4 protein-coding genes are annotated in these 22886 nt (G+C 66.2%); all 4 read right to left on the bottom strand.

Annotation, left to right across the window (positions count from 1 at the left end; genetic code table 11):
* Positions 1 to 28: 28 nt before the first annotated feature.
* Genes CAL29_RS14725 through CAL29_RS14710 form a run of 4 tightly spaced genes read right to left on the bottom strand, consistent with a single transcriptional unit; the run spans position 29 to position 22870 of the window.
* Positions 29 to 4555, bottom strand: coding sequence for a type I polyketide synthase (locus CAL29_RS14725; RefSeq protein ID WP_256977465.1), 4527 nt, complete (start codon positions 4553 to 4555; stop codon positions 29 to 31).
* On the bottom strand, positions 4555 to 10116 hold the full coding sequence (locus CAL29_RS14720; protein ID WP_094853725.1) for a non-ribosomal peptide synthetase: 5562 nt from the start codon (positions 10114 to 10116) through the stop codon (positions 4555 to 4557). Before CAL29_RS14720 ends, CAL29_RS14725 begins: the two co-directional genes overlap by 1 nt.
* Positions 10113 to 22013, bottom strand: coding sequence for a non-ribosomal peptide synthetase (locus tag CAL29_RS14715; protein WP_094853724.1), 11901 nt, complete (start codon positions 22011 to 22013; stop codon positions 10113 to 10115). Before CAL29_RS14715 ends, CAL29_RS14720 begins: the two co-directional genes overlap by 4 nt.
* Complete coding sequence (locus CAL29_RS14710; RefSeq protein WP_094853723.1) at positions 22010 to 22870, bottom strand: YqcI/YcgG family protein; 861 nt, start codon at positions 22868 to 22870, stop codon at positions 22010 to 22012. Before CAL29_RS14710 ends, CAL29_RS14715 begins: the two co-directional genes overlap by 4 nt.
* Between the last annotated feature and the right edge of the window lie 16 nt (positions 22871 to 22886).

The following is a 22886-nucleotide window of genomic DNA, read 5'->3' as shown; positions in this document are numbered from 1 at the left end:
GTCAAGGCTGCGTCAGCGGATTGCCACATCACCGAGTCTCCTCGGAGATCGCCTCGGCTTCCAGGGCATCGATCAGACGGGTCTCCACCAGCTCCGCCAGCCCGGCTATGCAGGGCGACTTGAAGAATTCGGCGGGGTGCAAGGCAACGCCGAAGCGGTCGCGCGCGCGCACCAGCAGCTGCACGGCCAACAGGGAATCGCCGCCCAGATCGAACAGGCTGTCGTGTGTGCCGATGCCGGATGTCCCCAGCAGTTCCGTCCACAAAGCGGCCAATTCCGTCTCCAGCTCGGTCGAGGGCGCGATGTATGGGGTCTCCAGCGGCGGCCGCCCCTGTGCGGACCGCGCTTGCGCCACGTGCGCGGGCAAGGCAGCCGCGAGATCCATGCCTCGGGCCCGGGCGAATTGCGTGGATAGGGGCAAGCTCGACACGATGACCGTGTCTTCCATCCCGGCGAGGCATTGCTCGAAGGCATTCAGGCCCTGCTCCAGCGTCAGCCCGACCCCTGGCGCCAGACGCTGGCCGGCAGCCATGCCGACACCCGGCCAGGCATCCCAGGCGATGGCCAATATCGGCACATCCGCCGCGGCGCCGCGCGCCGTCGCATCCAGGAAACGGTTCGCGGCGCAATAGTCTGCCTGGCCATAGGCGCCGGTCACCCCGGCGAGCGCCGAGCAAAGGAGTATGAAGTCCGGGGCATGCGGCATCACTGCGGCGAGCAGGGCCCGCGTTCCGGCGACCTTGGGCGCAATGACCGCGTCCATCGCGGCGCGGGTACGTCCCTGCAACATGCCGCCACCCGCCAAGCCGGCGGCGTGAATGACGCCGTTGATTGCGCCGAAGCGCGCAAGTACGGCCGCCACCGCTGCCTCCAACGCCACCGGGTCCGTGACATCGGCCTGCAAGAACATCAGGCGGGCCGCGGTATCCGCATCGACGCCTCCCAACGCGGCGACCTGCGCGTTAGCCTGCTCGACTGGCCGGCGCGACACCAGCACGACCCGCGCTTGCCACTTGACCAGTAGATGCCGCGCCAGCGCGGCGCCGATTCCCCCTAGGCCGCCGGTAATCACGTAGACGCCGCCGACGCGTAACCGGCTGGTGGGCGACGCTGTTTCGGTCGTCACCGGCTCATAGTCGAGCAGCCACCGTTGGTTTCCCCGCAAGGCGACCGCACGCGTTCCGGCCGGCTGGCTGACTTCCGCGACGAGCCGTTCTCCCAGCGCCGCGGCAGGCGCGCTGGCCGCCGCGCCGATATCGACGACGCGTACATCCAGCGACGGGATTTCGAGCGGAATGACGGCGCAGGCGCCAGCCAGGGTGGCGCGCGCGGGCTCCATCGTTTCGGCGCCGGACACATCCACGGCATGCCGGGTCACGGCGATGACCGTCGCGCCGCCGTCGGCTATATATGCGCTATCGCGCGTCACGGCCTGGGCCAGCTCGACGAGACTGAAATAACCCGCTTCCAGCGCCTCATCGTCGGCAGCGCCCACGGACGTGGTGTGGAAGATGTGGGTGATCGGTCCCAAGGTCTGAATGGCGGTGGCCAACGCGGCCGCATAGCCGGCGGGGTCGCCGCGTGTCGGCGCTTTGTCTTCCTGGATGCGCGCCACCCTTGCGCCCGAGGCGGCAAGCCGCGCCTCAAGTGCGTCATCCCACTTGTCGCCGCGCCCCCAAAGCAGCACCCGCGCGCCGGCCAGTTCTGCTTCACTCAAGGGGCCGAGCGCCTGGGCCTGACGCCAGACAGGGCGATAGAAGTAGATGCCGCTTGCGGCGGGTTTGTCGGCAATGCGCCTCGCGCTATCCCTGGCGGGCGCATCGATCCAATAAGTCAGGCGCTCGAACGGATACGTCGGCAGCGGTATGCGGCGCCCGGCCTGCCCGGAAAAATAAGGCCCTTCACTCAGGTCGATGCCGCTTACCCATAGACTGGCCATGCAACGGTCCAGGCTCAGGTCCGCATCGGCCGGACGATCCGGACGATTCAATGTCGCGGCGGCGCGGATGCTGGACGTATCGGTTTGTGGCGCCGCGGCCAGTGCGCGCCTGGCCAGATTCGTCAGCGACTCGCCCGGTCCGGCTTCCAGCAGAAAGCGGTCGGACTTGCTCAGCAATGCCGTCAGGCAATCCGCGAAGCGCACCGTGCCGCGGGCGTGCGCGGTCCAATACGCCGGATCGCGCGCCTGGTCCGGCGTGATCCATGTGCCCGTCAGATTGGAAAGAAAAGGGATCCGAGGGGACGTCAGCTCAAACTGTCGCAGGTGCTGCTCGAATGCCGGCAAAACCGCGTCCAACTGGGCGGAATGGAAGGCCCGGGTCACGGCCAGCTCCCTCACCACGGCGCCAGTTTGTTGCAGGTCGCCCGCCAGGCGCGCGATCGACGCGCTCGGGCCGGCCACAACGCATTGGCCAGGCCCATTGACCGCTGCCAGGTCGCAATCGCCAGGCAGCAGAGCCATGATCTGGTCTTCGGCGAGGCTGGCGGCAAGCATGCTCGCCGGCGCGCTCTGCTGCAGGATTTTGCCCCTCATGGCGACGATGGCCAAGGCGTCCGGTAAAGAGAAGACCCCTGCGACGCAAGCGGCGACGTACTCCCCGATGCTGTGGCCCAACATCGCGTCGGGCTGCAAGCCATAATGCTGCCACATCCTGGCCGCCGCGTACTCCACGACGAACAGGGCCGGTTGCGTCATGTCTGTCTGGGCCAGACGCTGCTCCGCCTGCGCGGCTGCGTCTTGGTCCGGGTAGAGCAAGGTGCGCAGATCCAGCCCCAACCATGGCCGCAACAGCTCGCTGCACGTGTCCACGGTCTGCCGGAACACGGTATCGCGCGCATACAAGACGCGACCCATGCCGGCATGCTGCGCGCCTTGCCCAGGGAACAGCAGGGCCACGGACGGCGACGCAGACAGGGCTCGCCCTTGAATCGTGACCGCGTCAGCCGTCGGTGTCGATGCGTCCAACGACGCCGCGGCTTGCTCGGGAAGACGCGCCACCGTCACCGAGCGGTAGCCGAAGCGCCTGCGCCCTACGCGCAGGGTGTAGCCGACGTCCTGCAGCCCCGCGGCGCCTTCTGGCGCTGCGCAGGCAGACCGCAAATATGCCGCCAGTTCTTCACGTTTGGCCGTCAGCGCCGAGGCCGTGCGTGCGCTCAAGGGCAAAAGGACGGCTTGTCCGGCTGGCGCTGCGAAGGCACGTTGCGCCGCGCCAGCCGCTGCCGCGACGGGCGCCTGCTCCAGCACGACATGAACATTGGTTCCACCGATGCCAAAAGAGCTGACACCCGCGCGCCGCACCAGCGCCGCATCGGGCCAGGGTGTGGCGCTGGTGTTGATGTAGAACGGCGTGGTATCGAGGTTCATCCGCGGATTTGGCGTCTGAAAATTCAGACTGGGCGGCAAGACTCCGTGCTTGATCGCCAGCACGGTCTTGATCAGTCCCGCGACACCTGCCGCGGCGTCCAGATGGCCGATATTCGTTTTGACCGATCCGATGGCGCAAGACGCGGCAGGCAGCCCTTTGCCATAGGCGTCCGCGAGCGCCGTCACTTCTATGGGGTCCCCCAGGATCGTCCCGGTGCCATGTGTCTCGACGTACCGTATCGTCTCGGGCGGAACATCCGCCATCGCCAGTGCGCCGCGTATCACGCTGGCCTGTCCCGAGACACTGGGCGCCGTGTACCCGACCTTGTCGGTGCCGTCGTTGTTCATCGCGGTGCCTCGTATGACCGCATGAACGGTGTCACTGTCGCGCAAGGCATCGCGCAGGCGCTTGAGGACCACCACGCCCGCGCCGCTGCCCAGCAGCGTGCCACTGGCGCCGGCATCGAAGGCACGGCAATGGCCATCGCGCGACAGGATGGCGCCCTCCTGGTAGCGATAGCCCATGCGTTGCAGCAGGTTGATCCAGGCGCCGCCGGCCAACGCGACGTCGCACTCCTCATTGAGCAACGCTCGCGCCGCCAGATGCACGGCCGCCAGGGAAGTCGAGCACGCCGCATTGACCGTGAGTGCCGGCCCTCGCAGGTTCAAACGAAAGGCGATCTGCCCCGTCAGCGAATTTCCCGAATTACCGTTCATCAGACTGAGCCATTCGGCGATGCCCGCCGCTGCGCCCAGCTCGAAGCGCGGACCCAGATGGGTCAGCAGATAGAGATTGGGCCCCGTTCCCGCATAGATGCCCGCGACGCCCTGCAAGCGATCGACGTCGTAACCGGCGTGCTCGATCGCCTGCCAGGCGCACTCCATCAGCAAACGCTGCTGCGGGTCTATCAGTTCGGCCTCGCGCGGCGAATAGCCGAAGAATGCCGCGTCGAAGCGGTCGTAGTCCGCGAGTGGAATGCCGGCCTTGACGTAGTCGGGGTCGCCGAGCACCGCCGCGGGCACGCCCGCGCCGAGCAGCGCTTCGTCCGTCAAGGACACCACGGACTCATGGCCGCGCACGATATTGGCCCAGAAAGCATCCACATTGTCGGCGTCGGGGAACCTGCCCGCCATGCCGACGATGGCGATGTCCATATCATATTGATCGGTCGCGCTGGTTTCCATATCCATCAGCCTATCCGTCCCGTCAGTCTGCGCTGTCGCGACAAGGCACTGCGTTGTCGCGCCGCGCGGTTGGCTTCATCCTGGGCGTGCTGGGGCGAATTTCGCCCCGCTTCGATGCGGGCCGCGAGCGCGGCGATGGTCGGATACTTGAACAGATCGACGATATCCAGTCCCGGCCGTAGTTTCTCTTCCAGCAGCAGGTGCAACCGAACCAGAAGCAAAGAGTGGCCGCCCAGTTCGAAGAAATTGTCCTGCCTGCCGACTTGCGCGACGCCGAGGACATCGCGCCATATCCCGGCCAAGGCCTCTTCGCCCGAATTCTGCGGGGCGTCGTAGTGGCGACCGGCGTGGGTGGGCTCCGGCAATGCGGCGACGTCGACCTTGCCGTTGCGGGTCAACGGGAGCTGGTCGAGCACCTCGATGGCCGATGGCAGCATGTAAGCAGGCAGGCACTGGGCCAGGGCCTGGCGCAGCGCGGCCACGTCCAGAGGCAACGCCGCGAGCGGCGGCGAGGAGCGCGTCGTCGCAGACAGCGCGGAAGAAGGCGTTATCGCAGGCGTCACATAGGCCAGCAGGCGCGCATCCGCGCCCACGCCACGGGCAACGACGACTGCCTGGCCGACGCCGGGCTGCTCCAGCAGCCGGGCGCGCACTTCCCCGACTTCCACCCGGTGGCCGCGTATCTTCACCTGCTGGTCGATGCGGCCAAGGTAGTGCAACTCGCCATCCTCCGACCAGCGCGCCAGGTCGCCCGTGCGATACAACCGCCCGCCGTCGTCGGCAAAAGGATTGGGGATAAATCGTTCGGCCGTCAGCGCCGCGCGCCCCAGGTAGCCGCGCGTGAGCCCCGCCCCGCTGACATGCAGCTCGCCCGACTCACCGTAGGACACCGGCTGGCCGGTCGCGTCCAATACGTACAGTCCCAGGTCGTCGATCGCCTCGCCGACGGGGCTGCCGGCCACACGAAGATCTTCCCTCACGATCTCCCGGTACGTCACGTGCACCGTCGTTTCCGTGATGCCATACATATTGACCAGACGCGGCCCGTGCGGTCCCTGCCCTGCTACCCAATCGGCCAGCATCCGAGGGTCCAGCGCCTCGCCGCCAAAGATCACCCAGCGCAGGCGCAGCGCGGGCAATTGGCCGCCCTCGTCCCGCGCTACGCCCTCGTCCTGGGCTATGCCTTCGAATAGTTCGGCGCGTTCCTGCTTCACCGCGCCGTCATGCAGTCCAGGCACCCGCATCAATTGCCCGAACGCCGAGGGAGTCTGGTTCAGTACCGTCACGCCTTCCGCGCGCAGCAGCGACAGGAAACTCGCCGGCGCCCGCGCCTGCTCGGCGCTTACGACCACCAGCCGGCCGCCATGGCATAGCGCGCCAAAAATCTCCCAGACCGAGAAATCGAAGGCATAGGAGTGGAACAGGGTCCAGACATCGTCCGGACCAAAGTTGAACCACCGCTGCGTGGCCGCCAGAAGACGCGCGACGTTCCCGTGTGTCATCTGCGCGCCCTTGGGCACACCCGTGGAGCCTGACGTATACAGGACGTAGGCGAGATTGTCCGGCCTTATCGCGACGTCCGGCGCATGCGCCGGCAGCCTGGCGTCCAGGGCATCGACACACAGCCACTGCACCGGCCACGCCCGCGGCAGCGCCGCCAAGGCCGGCGTGTCGGAGACGACGACCTCGATCCCGGCATCGTCCACCATCTGTGTCAAGCGCGCATGCGGATAAGCCGGATCCAGGGCCACATAGGCCGCGCCGGCCTTGAGGATGCCCAGCAGCCCCACGATCAGGTCCGGGCCGCGCCCCATCGCCAGCCCTACCCGCGACTCCACGCCGACACCCCGCGCGATCAAGCCATGCGCTACCCGATTGGCCGCCGCATCCAGCTGCCCATAGGTCAGCCATAGGCAGGCCGCCGGCGAATCGCCCCCCACTGACCGTCCCGAATGCGTTCGCGCAGGCGCATGCATGCACACGGCCACGGCATCCGGCTGGGCCGCGACCTGCCTTGCATAGGCCTCCAGAACCATCGGTGCTGCGTATGACCGCCGAGGCGCCCCACGTGCCGATAACCGCTGGCGCTCATCGGCATCGAGCACATCCAGGCTCGCCACGTCTTGCGCCGGGTCGCTGAACAAGGCGTCCAGTATGCGCAGATAATGTGCCGCCAGGCGGTCGATCCGCGCCGCCGCGAATAACGGGCTGGCATGAATGAAGCGCAGTTCGAAGCGCCCGTCAACGAACTCCCGGACGTCCAGGGTGAGGTCGAAGCGAGCCAGCCGCTCGGGCACGGAAACTTCTTCCACGCCCACGCCGCTGACCGCGCCGAGATGCGAGGTATCGCCCCGGAAATGATTGAAGACCACCGGCGTGAGTTCCGCCCCATGCTCAGCGTCCGGCGGCATGAGGCGGGCCAATTGATCGAGCGGCATGCCTTGATGGGCCTGGCCCGCCATCACGGCTTCCGCGACCCTTGCCAATACCGTTGACAAGCGATCTTGCGCTTCGATCCGCACCTGCTGCGGCAAGGTATTCACGAACAGGCCCGGCAAGGACTCCACGACAGGCGGCGTCCGGTTGGCTACTGGCAAGCCGACACGCACCTGGGTTGCACGCGTATGGACATGCAGCAGCAGATCCAGCGCGCTAAGCAGGACAATCGCCGGCGTCACGCCATGGCTGCGAGCGCAGGTCACCAGCCGACGGGCCTCGCGCAAAGGCAGGCTCATTGCCAGTGTCCGAGCGGGATAGACGCGGTGCCGTTCGCGCGGCAGGTCCGGCGCCAGCACCGCCAGGCCGTTGCGCGCCGCCAGCTGGCCTTTCCAGTAGGCCACGTCCTCTTCCCGTGCTCCATCCGCCAGGCGTTCGCGTTCCCAGCTGGCATAGTCGGCATACTGCAAGGCGGGGGCCTCACGCAGCAGCAGAGCAGTAGCGCCGCGTGCGCGCGCCTGCGCATAAAGATGGAACCATTCGTCGAGCAGCAAGCGCACCGACCAGGCATCGGTCACGATGTGATGTTGCGACCAGAGCAGCAGATGGCCGTCGTCAGCATATTGAAAAAGCTGGGCGCGCGACGGCGCGTCTTCGAGCAGGTTGAATGGCGCTTCCGCTTTTCCCAGCAATTGCGCCAATGCGTGCCCGTAGGCGTCGGCCTCTTCACGGCAATCCGTCAGCGGGATTTCGAGCGAAGCCCGCCCGTCCGGCAAAATCTGACGAACCCGGCCTTCGGCGCCCGCGCGAAATCGCGTCAGCAAGATCGGATGGCGCCGCGCGGTAGCGGCGAGGGCAGCACGCAAGGCTTCCACATCCAGATGTCCCGCCAACTTCAGGCAGACGTTCACGCTGTAGGCCGTGCTCTTGGGATTCAGGCTCCAGAGGAACCACTGGCGCTCCTGGGCATGGCTCAATGGCGCGGCGTCGCCGGCTCCGTAGTCGCGCGCATGGGGTGTACTTGCCGACGTTCTGGCGTGTGCGCCCCCCGTCGCATTCGCATCCAGCGCGGCACGGTCTCCGCCAACGCGGTCGCGCCGATGCGCGATCAGGTTCGTCGCATCCGACAATACCGGATGCGCGTAGAGGTCCGCGGCATCGAAATCGATGCGCCATTCCTGCCGCACCCGGGCCGCCACTTCCACGGCGCTCAGCGACGTGCCGCCGCAGGCAAAAAAGTGATCGGCGGGACCGGCGCTGATCGCTTCGCCTATCGCCAATCGCCACGCCGTGGCCATCCAGGCCTGCATAGGCGTCGTTGCCTCGGTTTTCGAGCCACCCTGGATATCCGACGTGGTCGGGGGGGCGATATCGCCGAGGGCGCCAGCGGCGGTTTTCGTCAGGATCTCGTAGGCGGCCAAGCTGCCGGATTGCCAACCTCGTCGCACCTGATCGCGTTGCAGTTTGCCGCTGGTGGTTTTCGGCAAGGCGCCAGGCTCCAGCAAGACAATGACCCGGGCTGCCTCGCCAGCCAACGCGCCGACGACATCGTCCACCGACCGCGCAATAACATCCGTGGCGACCGCCTTGCGGCTGGCACGGGAAATCTCCATCGCGATGCCTATGCCCTCGCCTTGCTCCGTCGCCGCGGCGAACGCCGCCACCCGGCCCTTGCGCGCATGAACGACGCGCGCCTCGATCTCCTGTTCGATATCCTGCGGGTGCCACTTTTGGCCACGAACGACGATGACATCCTTCAGGCGCCCGGCGACCAGCAAACCTGCGGGGGTCAGCCTTCCCATGTCGCCCGTACGCAGCCAGCGCTGCCCCGCATGTTCGACGAAAGTGGCCTGGGTGGCTGCCGGATTGCGCCAGTAGCCCGCCGCCACGCTGGGCCCGGCGAACCAGATTTCCCCCTCATCGCCGTCTGCCACCGCGCTTAGCGTCGCCGGGTCCACGATTCTGATCTCGTGGCCCGAGGGCGCGGCACCGCAGATGACATCGGGCGCTTCGACGACGCCGGCGCTGGACGCAGGTTTCGCGGGGACGGTGCCATCGTGCGTGGCAATCGCCGCGTCCGTGCCGGCGTGGCTATCTGCCATATGCCGTCGAGGCTGCGTTTTCATGCCCGCCCCACGCGTCATACCCGTCGCCAGCAAGGTCGCTTCCGCGAGTCCATAGCATGGGTATAAGGCGTTCTCATCGAATCCGGCGGGCGCGTATCGAACGCGGAAGTCGCATAACGTGCTATGACGCACCGGCTCCGATCCCGAAAAAGCGACGCGCCAGCTCGATAGATCCAGCGCTGCCCTTTGCGCATCGCCGACGCGGTCGGCGCAGAGCCGATAGGCAAAGTCCGGCCCGCCCGACACCGTCCCGCGAAAGCGGCTGATCGCCTCCAGCCACCGTACCGGCCGTTCCAGGAAGTAGGCGGGTGACATGAGCACCAGCGGAATCCCGCTGAAGACGGGTTGCAAGACCGTGCCGATCAAGCCCATATCGTGGAATAGCGGCAGCCAGCTGACGAAGATATCGTCTGCTGTGATGCCCAGCTTCTCGCGTATGGCAATCTCGTTGGCGATCAGATTGCCGTGCGTGACCATGACACCCTTCGGATCCGCGGTGGACCCGGAGGTGTATTGGAGAAAAGCCGTATCCCCGGGGGCCGCGTCATGGCCGGGGCCGCGAAAACCCGCGCCTGTCATGGTGTCGACGGCGAGATATCGGATAGCGCCGTGCGTGCCTAACGTGTCACGTAGATCCGACAACTGCCCCGCCAAGGCAAGGACATGACTGGCGTCGGCATCGGCCGCGATGACCGCGATGCGCCGCATGTGATGCGGCCGCGACGTTTCGGGCGGAAATGCGGGGACTGCCACCAACCCCGCTGCCAGGCAGCCGAAGAACGCCGCGACATAGTCCAGGCCGCTGTCCAGCAGCAACAAGACGCGGTCGCCGGGCGCCGACGTCCGCATCAGCACCGCGGCGATCTGGCGCGCACGGCTTTCCAGTTGCGCGTAGGTATGGGCGGACTTGCCCTGCCGGTCCAGGCAGATCAGCGCGAGGTCCCCTCCGCGCCGGGCGGCGTGTTCCCGCAAGCGTCCCCAAATCGTGAGAAAGTTGCCGTTCATGCCTGCTCCTCTGCCTGCGCCAGGATGTACGCGGCGCGGCGGTCCTGCTCGTGCGCGGGCCTGCCCATCGTGCTTGCCCCCAGGCGCCGCTTCAGGCTCTCCAGGAAGGCCGGATGACGAATGATCCCCAGATGATCCGTGTCGATCACATCCGCCAGTACGGTTGCCTGCTCGAAGACAGCGCGCCACGCGTCGTGGCGGACAGGCACGTGATCCGGATTCGGTTGGCCGGCAAACCACAGTGTGGGCACCACGCGCAAAGGATTCGCCCCCGTATCAGGCGCCAGGGACTCGAAATGGCGGACGACCCGCAAGGCTTGCCGGGCAAGGCCACGCAGCGCGGCGTCGTCGTCCAGGCGATAGCTCAACCTGGTGCGACTCGCGCGTACCCAATCGAGCACGTCGTCCACGTCGGCTTCGCTTATCTCCGCGTCGGGCAAGTCGTCGGCCCTGCGCGCCGGGGGTGACGCCAGCGCATCGACGACCCCAAGGAACGCCACCTGATTGCCTTGCGCCTCGAAGACCCGTGCGACGGCGACCGCCAGATTGCCGCCGGTGGACCATCCCAGTAGCCGATAAGGCCCGGTGGGCTGCACGCGGCGTATCCGGGCGGCATAGTCCTGCGCCACATCGCTCATTCGTCCCGGCCACCAATCGGTCTCGGTGTGTATGGGCGATGCCAGGCCGTACACCTGGATGTCGGGCGCCACGTGCATGGCCAGATCCTGGTATTCGCTGACGAAGCCATAGCCGGGATGGATGGCGAAAAGCGTAGCCTGCGCCGCGTCGTCCCCATTGCAGCGATTCAATGCAATGACGTTCGAAGGCGGCTTGGCGATCGCGTTATTTCCCGCGAGCGCGGCGACCGCTTCGACCGTTCCGCCCTCGAACAGCATCGCCAGGCTCACCTGGGTCTCACCGCGTGCCTTCAGCAGCGCGATCGTCCGCAGCGCGAGGATGGAATCGCCACCCGCTTCGAAGAAGTTATCGCGGATGCCGATGTTCTCCCGACCCAGCACCTCGCGCCAGACCGTCAACAGCCGTTCCTGCACCGGCGTGGCGGCGGCGACAGGCCCGTTCTCACCCACGTCCATCCGTGGACCTGGCAAGGCCTGCCGGTCCAGTTTTCCGCTCGGCAGCAGCGGCAAGGCGTCAAGCGTCACCCAGGCGGCTGGCACCATATACGCCGGCAGGCGCGACTGCGTCCACGCGCGGACGGCATCCATGTCCACCACGCCATCCATCACGTCATCCGGCGCGGCCCCCGCGCGGTTGCCCACGACGTAGCCCACCAGGCGCTTCGCTTCTCCCTCGCCCCAGGGCTGCACCACCGCCTCGACCACGCCGGGCGCCTGCCGCACTACCGCTTCGATCTCGCCCAGTTCGATGCGCATCCCGCGCAGCTTCAACTGCTGGTCCTGCCGGCCGAGGAAGTCCATGTCCCCATCGGCGCGGCGTCGGCACATGTCGCCGCTGCGGTAAAGCCGCGCGCCATCGTCGCGATAGGGATCCGGCACGAACTGCTGCGCCGTCAACGCGGCACGGCCCAGATACCCGCGCGCCAGGGTGTCGCCGCCGATGCACAGTTCGCCCACGCCGCCGATCGGCACTTCGTTGCCGCGCCGATCCAGGACGTAGACGCTACGCGACGGATACGGCCTGCCGATGGACACCACCGCCTGCTGCGCATCTTCGGCACGCGTGCGCCGATACATGCAGGCGACCGTCGTCTCGGTCGGGCCGTACAGATTGTCCAGATGGATGCCGGCCAGCGGTCCGTCGAACCAGCGCGCCAGCGCATCGCCGGGCAAGCCTTCGCCTCCCACGGTGATCTGGCGCAGGGCCTTGAGCGTGTCGGCAGCCGGCGGATCGCGCAGCCACTGCTGCCAATACGCCGTCGGCAGCCGCGAGAAGGTGACGCCCTCCTCGGCCAGCGCCCGGCTGGTGCGCTGCAAATCCCAGGCGGCCGGGCCACGCATCTCCACCTGCCCGCCCTGGGCAAGCGCGGGCAGCATCTCGTGCAGGGACACGTCGAAATTGATCGTCGAGCTTTGCAGCTGCTTGTCGGCCGCGGTGATCCTGTAGGTGCCGATGAAGTCATCCAGATGGCGGCTGAACGCCGCCTGGCTGATCGCTACTCCCTTTGGTTTGCCGGTCGACCCAGAGGTGTAGATGACGTAAGCCAGTTGCTCAGGATGAACCGGCACCTGCCACGGCAGGTTGTCCCCGGCACCATCCGGAGCCGCCAGTTCATCGATGTCCACCACCGCGCAGCCCGCCGGCAGCCAGTCCAGGCCGCGCGCCGTGACCGCATCGGCCAGAACCCGGCGCACACCGGCATCTTCCAGCATATAGGCCAGGCGCTCGCGCGGATATTCGGGGTCCAGCGGGACGAACGCCGCGCCCGCCTTGAGCACGCCGAGCAAACCGGCGACCAGTCCGGGCGAACGCGTGACGCATAGCCCCACACGCTCCTCCGTCCGTACACCCATCCGCGTCAAATGCCGGCCGATGCGATTGGCCCAGCCGTCCAGCTCTCCATACGCCAGCCGCCGGCCTTCGCAGTGCAAGGCCGGACGTGAGGGATCCCGCGCCGCCTGTGCCGCGATCCGCGTCGCCGCCGGGAAAAAAACATGCAAGGCCCGGGACGCCCGTGCCGGCCCATCCATAAGCAGCTTCACCTCGGCCAAGGTCCGTATCCCCTCCGTATCGGCAAACTGGTCGAGGATATGGAGGAACTGGGTCGCCAATCGCCCAACTGCGGCTTCGTCGATACGGCCGCTGTCGAACTTCCAACGGAACCGCGTATGCACCCCCGGCACCGCGACGAGCACCATCGGATAGTGCGTGCGCTCGGTCAAGGCCACTTCGCGTATGGTCACCTCGCTGTCGCCCGAGCGCATCGCCTTGTCGATCGGATAGTTTTCGAAGACAAGCAGGCTGTCGAACAGCGCCTCTCCCGCGAGGCCGGTCCATTGTTGCACTTGGGAAACCGACGCATGCGACCGTTCGCGCAGTTCGCCATTGGCCGTCTGCAGGTCGCCGAACCACGCGCTCAGGGGGCTGTCCCCTGGAACCCGCACCCAAAGCGGAAGGCTGTTGATGAACAAGCCAAGAATATGCTCCACCCCCGGCAAGACCGACGGGCGACCCGAGACCGTGATGCCGAACACGGCACGCCGCTTGTCGCCCAGACGCCCCAGCAGCAAAGCCCAGGCGCCCTGCACCAGCGTGTTGACCGTAACGCCGTAATGCCGGGCGGCTCGGGCCAGCGCCTCCGTCGCCGCCTCGTCCAACTCGTGTACGTGATGACGCAGGCGCTCTGTCGCGTAGACGCCGGCGCTGCCGGGCTGCAACAGGCTGCTGCCCAGTCTGGCGGCTTCCTCGCCTTCCACGTGTTGTCGCCACCAGCCTTCCGTGCTCGGCTGTCGACTTACCCAACTCACGTAATCCCCGTAGCGGCCGGGTGCGGGTAGTTGCGCGGCCTTGCCCGCGGCCAGGGCTTTGTAGGTATGGATGATCTCGCCGATCAATTGAGCGTCACTCCAGCCATCCAGCAAGGCGTGGTGATCCGTGATGACGCAATCATGGTCGCCGTCAGGCCGCCGGAACAGATTGATGCGCAGCAGGGGCGCGGTTTCCAGGTCGAACCCGCGCGCAAGATCCGCCTGGCGCCAGGTCGAGAGGAAGGCCGGATACGTCCGGGCATCGGCCGGCGCGTCGGCATGCACCGTCATGGGCACGACCACACGACGCGCCACCACCTGCAAGGCGTCGCCGCCATGCCGCCACGTGAAGGCTGTCCGCAGAATGGCGTGGCGCTCAAACGCCAGCGCCCAGGACGCCTCGAAACGGGCAACATCCAGATGCCCGCCCAAGGTGAAGCACTTCTGGTTGACGTATACGCCCTGCCCGTCCTGCAACAGGCTGTGGAACAACATGCCGTTCTGCAGCGGAGTGGCGGGATAGATATCCTCTACGTTGTCTGGATCGTCCAGCAGGCGCGCCACATCCGGGCGACTCATCGGCGCCGCCACCTCCCCGGATACCGGCGCCAGGGCAAGCGGCAGGACGGCCGCCATGCCGGCCACGGTCGGCGCGTCGAAAAGATGCTTGGGCGTAGCGGCGTATCCCAGCCGATTGATACGGGCCACGATCTGCAGACTCAGGATCGAGTCGCCGCCCAAAGCGAAGAAATTGTCCTCCCGGCCGACGCGCTCCAGCCCCAGCACTTCCTCCCACACCCGTGCCACCGTCTTTTCTCGTTCACCGCGCGGCGCCTCATAGGCGGAAGACGTGAAGACGGGCTCGGGCAGCGCGGCGCGATCCACCTTGCCATTCGGGGTGAGCGGCATTCGCGTCAACACCTGCACCGTCGCGGGGACCATATGTTCCGGCAACTGCCGCGCCATGGCCTCGCGCAGCGCGCCGCCGTCCAGATCCACGCCCGGCCGCGCTGTCGCGTAAGCCACCAACTGGGGACCCGTGGCGCCCACACGGGCGAGAACCACGGCCTGGGCCACTCCAGGCAGCCCCTGCAAATGCGCCTGTAGTTCGCCCAATTCAATTCGATGTCCGCGCACTTTCACCTGGTCGTCGACCCGGCCCTGATACGTCAGCTCGCCGTCGAACCCGCGCCTCGCAGCATCCCCCGTGCGATAGAGCCGGCCACCCGCGCCGTCGTCCGGATCGGGCACGAAGCGGTCCGCTGTCAGGCCCGGACGACCCAGATAACCACGCGCCAATCCGGCTCCGGACACATACAGTTCGCCCACCGCGCCATCGGCCGCAAGTTGACCCGCGCGATCCAGGACATACATCCCCAGATCGGGGAGCTGTCGGCCTATCGGACTGGCGCCTCTTGCGACATCCCCGGCCTCGATGACGCGATGGGTGACGTGAACGGTGGTTTCCGTGATGCCATACATGTTCACCAATCGCGGGCGGGTCACGCCGAAGCGATCCACCCATGGACGCAAAGTACGGGGATCAAGCGCTTCGCCGCCAAAGATCACCACTCGCAAGGCCAGATCGTCCGTCCGATCGAGGTCCGGTATCTGCGCCAACTGGCCGAATGCCGATGGCGTCTGATTCAACACCGTAACACCGTACTCGCGCAACAACGCCAACATGGCTTGCGGTGAACGGCTGGTGTCGTAGGGAACGATCACCAGGCGGCCGCCGTGGCATAGCGCGCCAAATATCTCCCACACTGAGAAGTCAAAGGCGTAGGAGTGGAACAAAGTCCAGACGTCGTGCTCGTCGAAAGCGAAATCCGCCTGCGTACTCGCCAGCAAACGGGCGACGTTACGGTGAGTCAGCTGGGCACCCTTCGGCTGCCCCGTGGATCCCGAGGTATAGATGACGTAGGCAAGATTATCTGGATGCAGTCGCGTTTCGACCCGAGTGGCCGGCAGCGTCGACAAATCCTCTTCGTCCACCACCAGCAGCGGCACGGCAACGTCCGGCAGGCGCGCACGCGCGCCGGACTCCGTCAGCAGCAGGGACAGACCGCTGTCCTGGACCAGGTATTCCTGGCGCGCGCGCGGATACGCGGGATCGAGCGGGAGGTAAGCCGCGCCCGCCTTGAGCACGGCGAGCAAGGCCACCACCAGATCCGCGCCGCGCGCCATCGCCACGCCGACCAGCGACTCCTTGCCCACGCCCAGGGCGACGAGCCGGTGCGCCAGGCGATTGGCGCGCGTGTCGATGTCGCCATAGGTATGGGAGCGCCCGCTATCCATGATCGCCACGGCGCCAGGGCGGCGTTCGGCATGGGCGGCAATGCGCTCATGTATCAACTCGGCGGCGGGGTACGCGTTGACCGGCCGGCTCTGCTGGCGCAGCACTTCACGCTCCGCTGCATCCGTGATTCCCACATCCGCCAACAACGCCTCGCCATCGCGCGCAAGCGCCCGCAGCGCCGCCAGATAAGCGCCGCACAGATGTCGGGCGGCGGCATCATCGATGCGCGCAGCATCCCATTTCAGGGTGATGGCCAGTTTGTCGTTGAAGGCGGCAGTCAGCACCAGCGGATAATGGGTCGTTTCGACCGCCTCGAGCCGGTCCAGCGTCAGCAAGGCTGGGCCCTCACGCAGCGCTTCGTCCACGGCGTAATTGTCGAAAACCACCAGGCTGTCGAACAAGGCCTCGCCGGACCTGCCGATCCACTGCTGCACACGCGCCAGATCACTGTGCTCGACCTCGCGCAGCGAACTGTTCTGGTCCTGGATACGACGCAGCCATTCCGCCACGGTCATGGACGCGGGCACATCGATCCACAGTGGCAAGGAATTGATGAACATGCCCAGCATGTGCTCCATACCCGGCAATCCGGCCGGGCGCCCGGTTACCGTGACGCCGAAGGCGGACTGATCGCGGTTGCCCAAGCGGGCCAGCAGCAAAGCCCAGGCACCCTGCACCAGGGTATTCATGGTCACCTGGCTGGCGCGGGCACGGGTGCGCACCGCTTCTTGCAGCGCGGTATCGATTTCCATGACGCGTTGGCATGGCAGGAACGGCCGATGCTCGGATGCCGCTTTAGCGGTGCGCGATCCCAACGACGGGAGAGCCAAGGCAGGGTCGCGCAAGCGTTCGGTGGCTGACCGCCACCAGTCGCGCGGGTCCGGCTGGCGCGATAGCCAGCGCACATACTCCTTGAATTGTCTGGGCGCCGGCAAGGTTGGGCCGGCGGCGCCGCTTTTGCGGGCGCGGTAGGCATGCAGGATCTCGCCGAGCAGCTGCCCGCCACTCCACCCATCGGTCACCAGGTGATGCCCGGTCCAGATCACGTCGTGCGTGCCATCAGCCGCGGCGAATACATTGATGCGCAAAAGCGGCGCGCGGGCAAGATCCAGGCCCCGCGTCAAATCATCGGCCTGCCAGGCCTTGAGCCTGTCCTGATAGTCGGCTGCCGTGTATCCCGTGTAGTCGTGCAAGGCATAGGGGACCGCGGCATGTTTGCGCACCACCTGCAGCGGCGCGCCACCATGGGTCCACGCGAAGTGGGTACGCAGGATATCGTGGCGGGCGATGACGCTGGCCCAGGCTGACTGCATGGCCGCGCCATCGAGTTCGCCCGACAAGGTCATGCGTTTCTGCACGACATAGAGACCGGCGTCCGGCTGCGCCAGGCACTGGACCAACATGCCGCCCTGCAAAGGGGTGGCGGGATAGATATCCTGCACCTGATCCCAGGGGAGCTGCAACTCGGCCAGCGCCGCGCTGTCCAGTGCGGCCAGGGGAAAATCGGAGGGCGTTGCCAGCACCTGGGCATCGGCGCAATGGCGCGCCAGAAGGCGTATCTCCGCCTCAAAGCGTTCAATCAAGCTGTCCGCGCCCTGCTCCGGCACGCGCGCCGAGAACGTCCACGTCAGCTTCAAGGCGCCCCCCGTCATCAGACCTTGCAAGTCGATGGCGTAAGGCGAACGTCCGCCGTCCGCCATCGAAGGCCCCGTGGCTTCGCCGGCGAAACCGAATACGCCGTCCGGCGTCAAGCTCTGGTCGAACTGGCCCAGATAGTTGAAGCTGATCTCCGGCCGCGCCAAGGCCTTGAGTCCGGCGCGGCTGGACTCTGTGTCATGCAGACGCAGCAAACCCCAATGCAGGCCCCGGTGAGGAACGGCGCGCAGGGCCTCCTTGACGGCGACGATGGCCGCACCTGCTTCGCCCGCGATGGGCAGCAAGACCGGATAGCGCGTGGTAAACCAGCCCACGGTCGCCGCCGTATCCAGCCCCTCGATGACCGTTTCACGGCCATGCCCCTCCATTTCCACGAGAACATGCGCATTGTCATTCCACGCCCGCACCGCACGCGCCAACGCTGTCAGAAGGATGTCCTCGATGCTGGCTTTGTACGCCCGCATGGCGTGTTCCAGCAGGCCTTGCGTCAAGGCGGCGTCCAATACCAATTGACTACGTCGGGGCGCTTGAGGTGCCTCACCGGTGTAAGCCGAATGGCCGGTTTCGTCCAGCAAGCCCGCCAAGGGAGTCGCGGCGCGTAGCGCTCGCGCCCACCAGGCCTGTTCTTCGCGCACGTTGGCTTGAGCGGCATAGCGCGAGAGTTCCTGCGCCCATACGCTCCACGGCAGGCTGGCCAGGACTGTTGCCGGTTGCCCGTCAGCCAGGCGCGCATAGAGCCCCTGCAAGTTGTCGAACAGAATACGCCACGAGACGCCATCGACGGCCAGATGATGGATCGCGATGAATAGACGTCCGGCGTCTTCCAGCTGGAAATAGCAGGCGCGCAGCAGTGGGCCCGCCTGCAGGTTCAGTCTCTTTTGCAGAGCCGAGCAGGCGTCGGTCAGGCGATCAGCCCAATCCGTCCTGCCGCGCAGGTCGACCCGGGTCATGACCCCCACGTCAGAGCCGGGCTCCACGCGTTGCCGCCAGTGTCCGTCCCCACGGTCAAAGCGCAGCCGCAAGGCGTCGTGGCTGGCAAGCAGCATATCCATCGCCTGCCCCAATGCCTCCACGTCCGCGCCCGCGTCCACGCGCAAGAGGACTGACTGATTCCAATGCGCCTCGCCGTGTGGAAAGCGATCGAAGAAGACCTGCTGTATGGGCGTCAACGGCAACCAATCATGGATCTCGACATGAACCTGGTCAGCGGCGGCGGGCACGGCCTGCTCGGCCAACCGCTCGACGTCGGGATATTCAAAGACCTGGCGCGGCGTCAAGGACAGCCCCTGGCGCAGTGCCATGGCTATCACCCGCAGCGCGAGGATGGAATCGCCGCCCGCTTCGAAGAAGTTATCGCGGATGCCGATGTCCTCCCGGCCCAGCACCTCGCGCCAGATCGTCAACAGCCGTTCCTGCACCGGCGTGGCGGCGGCGACCGGCCCGTCCTCACCCACGTCCATCCGTGGACCTGGCAAGGCCTGCCGGTCCAGCTTGCCGCTCGGCAGCAGCGGCAAGGCGTCAAGCGTCACCCAGGCGGCTGGCACCATATACGCCGGCAGGCGCGACTGCGTCCACGCGCGGACGGCATCCATGTCCACCACGCCATCCATCACGTCATCCGGCGCGGCGCCCGCGCGGTTGCCCACGACGTAGCCTACCAGGCGCTTCGCTTCTCCCTCGCCCCAGGGCTGCACCACCGCCTCGACCACGCCGGGCGCCTGCCGCACTACCGCTTCGATCTCGCCCAGTTCGATGCGCATCCCGCGCAGCTTCAACTGCTGGTCCTGCCGGCCGAGGAAGTCCATGTCCCCATCGGCGCGGCGCCGGCACATGTCGCCGCTGCGGTAAAGCCGCGCGCCGTCGTCGCGATAGGGATCCGGCACGAACTGCTGCGCCGTCAACGCGGCACGGCCCAGATACCCGCGCGCCAGGGTGTCGCCGCCGATGCACAGTTCGCCCACGCCACCGATCGGCACTTCGTTGCCGCGCCGATCCATGACGTAGACGCTACGCGACGGATACGGCCTGCCGATGGACACCACCGCCTGCTGCGCATCTTCGGCACGCGTGCGCCGATACATGCAGGCGACCGTCGTCTCGGTCGGGCCGTACAGATTGTCCAGATGGATGCCGGCCAGCGGTCCGTCGAACCAGCGCGCCAACGCATCGCCGGGCAAGCCTTCGCCTCCCACGGTGATCTGGCGCAGGGCCTTGAGCGTGTCGGCAGCCGGCGGATCGCGCAGCCACTGCTGCCAATACGCCGTCGGCAGCCGCGAGAAGGTGACGCCCTCCTCGGCCAGCGCCCGGCTGGTGCGCTGCAAATCCCAGGCGGCCGGGCCACGCATCTCCACCTGCCCGCCCTGGGCAAGCGCGGGCAGCATCTCGTGCAGGGACACGTCGAAATTGATCGTCGAGCTTTGCAACTGCTTGTCGGCCGCGGTGATCCCGTAGATGCCGATGAAGTCATCCAGATGGCGGCTGAACGCCGCCTGGCTGATCGCCACCCCCTTTGGTTTGCCGGTCGACCCAGAGGTGTAGATGACGTAAGCCAGTTGCTCAGGATGAACCGGCACCTGCCACGGCAGGTTGTCCCCGGCACCATCCGGAGCCGCCAGTTCATCGATGTCCACCACCGCGCAGCCCGCCGGCAACCAGTCCAGGCCACGCGCCGTGACCGCATCGGCCAGAACCCGGCGCACACCGGCATCTTCCAGCATATAGGCCAGGCGCTCGCGCGGATATTCGGGGTCCAGCGGGACGAACGCCGCGCCGGCCTTGAGCACGCCGAGCAAACCGGCGACCAGTCCGGGCGAACGCGTGACGCATAGCCCCACACGCTCCTCCGTCTGTACACCCATCCGTGTCAAATGCCGGCCAATGCGATTGGCCCAGCCGTCCAGCTCTCCATACGCCAGCCGCTGGCCTTCGCAGTGCAAGGCCGGACGCGAGGGATCCCGCGCCGCCTGCGCCGCGATCCGTGTCGTTACTGGCAGAAAAGGATGTTGCGCGAGCACGCCGCGCGGCTCGCCCGTGTCCTTCAGCTGAATATCATCGAGAAGGCGAGCGCCACGGCTCCACTGATCCAGGATGTCGCAATAATGATCGAGCAAACGTCCTATCGTCCCACCATCGAAGACATCCGTCGCGTAGTTGAATGCCACCGACAAGGCATCGCCATCCACGGCATGCAGCACCAGGTCAAAGCGCGAGGTTTCCATCTGGGCGGGCATGGACTGAACGCGCAGATCGGGAAGCCTGGCATCGTCATGAGGGTGTGCCGCCGAGAAGTTGAACATCACCTGGAAGAGTGGTGTCTGATCCAGCATCCGTGCAGGCTGCAGATCGTCCACCAGGCAGGAAAACGGCAGATCCTGATGCTCCTGCGCCTCAAGGACGCGATCACGCATATGGCTCAATAAGTCGTCGCAGCGCATCAGGTTCGCGAACTCACCGCGGATGACCAGCGTGTTGACGAAGAATCCGATGAGCGGCTCCGTCTCGATACGATTTCGACCCGCTACCGGAATGCCTATGCGAACGTCCTGCTGGTTCGTATAGCGCGACAGCAGCAATGCGTAGGCTGCCAACATCACGGTGGAGAGCGTTGTGCCGCCCGACACCGCCAAACCACGCAACGCCGCGGCCTGCGACGGCGTAAGTTGCCTGACGATGCGGTTTCCCTGTCCACTACGAAGTCCCGTTCGGCGTCCGGAAAAAGGTAGCTCCAATATCGGATGCTCCGCTCCGAGCCTGAGCCGCCAGTAAGCCAGCTGCCGCTCCAGTTCCTCTACATCCAGCCACTCCCGCTGCCAGGCAGCGTAGTCTCCATATTGGATCGGCAGCGGCGCGGAGCCGAGCGGCATCCCGCCATGACTGGCACGGTATGCTTGCACGAACTCGCGCGTGAGAACGTCCATGGACCAGCCATCGGAAATGATGTGATGCATGGCGAAGTGCAGCACGTGCTCGGACGCGGACAGTCGCAGCATTGCCACTCGCAGGAGTGGGCCGTCGCGCAGATCGAAGGGCGCATGGGTCAACGCCGCCAACTTATCCGGCAATGCCAGATCCTGCTCCTCACGCGAGCGTGCCGAGATATCCTCCTCGTGCCACCCATAACGGGACTTACCGACAGCTTGCCACGGCACGCCGTCCGCCTCGCCAAAATATTTGCGCAAACTCTCGTGGCGTTCTATCAGGCTGCCGACGGCCGCTCTTACGGCATCCGCGCGCAGCGATCCGACCAAACGCACCGAGCTGGACAGGTTATAGGCCGAACTTTCCGGGTCCAGGCGCCAAAGGAACCATAGTCTCTCCTGCGCGTGCGACAGCGGAAAACGACCACCGCGGTCGGGAAAAGGCACGATAGGAAGCTGGTTGGCCTTGATGCCCCGCTCCCGTACCCGCTGCCTGAACTCGCGTCGCTTGTCGGCTGGCAAGGCAGCGTAGGCTTGAGATACCGTCAAGAGCCGATGATCGGCAGGCACAGCGCTCATTTTCTTCCCCGGCTCTGTCCCGCATCAGCGATCCTGACGTCCTCCGGCGAAGCGCCGTCCCCTTGTGCCGCGGCAGCGCGCCGGCTGAGGAAGGGACAACGGTCCACCGCCGGCGTGTTGTCGTCAGGCAGGAAATACTGTTTCCACTCCAGGTTGCCGGGGTCGCCATAGAAACCGAGGTCCGGGTGGGCGGGAATGCTGTCCCAGGTCGACAGCCGCCGCCGCACCTCATTACGTGCCTGCACGCCGATGACGCGGTTGGTCACCTTGTCGAGAAAAACGCTTCGTGGCTGGAACAGCAGCACCATCCCTGGTCCCAGATTGCGGCTATGGCGCTGCTCGAACGACGGGCAAGCACACACCACGAACATCTGCACCCCGGCGAACGAAAACTCCCAATCGGGATGACTGGGATCAGGCTGTTCCTCGACATCGGGATGCTGATCGGCGTCGTGCAGGTACTGCAGTACCCGCCAGAACAACTCGTGGTAGCGCTTATGCGTCAACGGCCGCTCGTCGGGCGTGAAGAAGATGGCGATATTGTTCTTTTCATAGCGGGGCTGCACGGACAGCTCGGAGAATGCCGCCATGGTCGCGGGCAAGGCCGTCAAATCCATATCTTCGACATACGAATAGAACATCTCCCCCCGTTTTTCCGCCATGGTGCCAAAGAAGCAAGGATAGTCAGGATCCATCACATGTCCCCTGAGCGTGGCATACGACGCGGCCAACCAGTGAGGTACATCCGCGGGTCCTATGCGGCCTTCTACGATGACGCGGCTGCGCCAGTCAGATGGGGGCTGGATCGAAGGACGCGTATCGTCAACCTTCAAGCGTTGCTGTTCTTCAGTGCGCATGCCGGTCTCCTGGTCC

The sequence above is a fragment of the Bordetella genomosp. 10 genome, from assembly GCF_002261225.1.
Lineage (GTDB): Bacteria > Pseudomonadota > Gammaproteobacteria > Burkholderiales > Burkholderiaceae_B > Bordetella_C.
Note: the sequence above shows the minus strand (reverse complement) of the source record. Positions and strands in the feature narration are given on the sequence as shown.

Coding starts and splice junctions, on each gene's coding strand:
- CAL29_RS14725 (WP_256977465.1), bottom strand. CDS start 4,555: ATGGATATGGAAACCAGCGCGACCGATCAATATGATATGGACATCGCC.
- CAL29_RS14720 (WP_094853725.1), bottom strand. CDS start 10,116: ATGAACGGCAACTTTCTCACGATTTGGGGACGCTTGCGGGAACACGCC.
- CAL29_RS14715 (WP_094853724.1), bottom strand. CDS start 22,013: ATGAGCGCTGTGCCTGCCGATCATCGGCTCTTGACGGTATCTCAAGCC.
- CAL29_RS14710 (WP_094853723.1), bottom strand. CDS start 22,870: ATGCGCACTGAAGAACAGCAACGCTTGAAGGTTGACGATACGCGTCCT.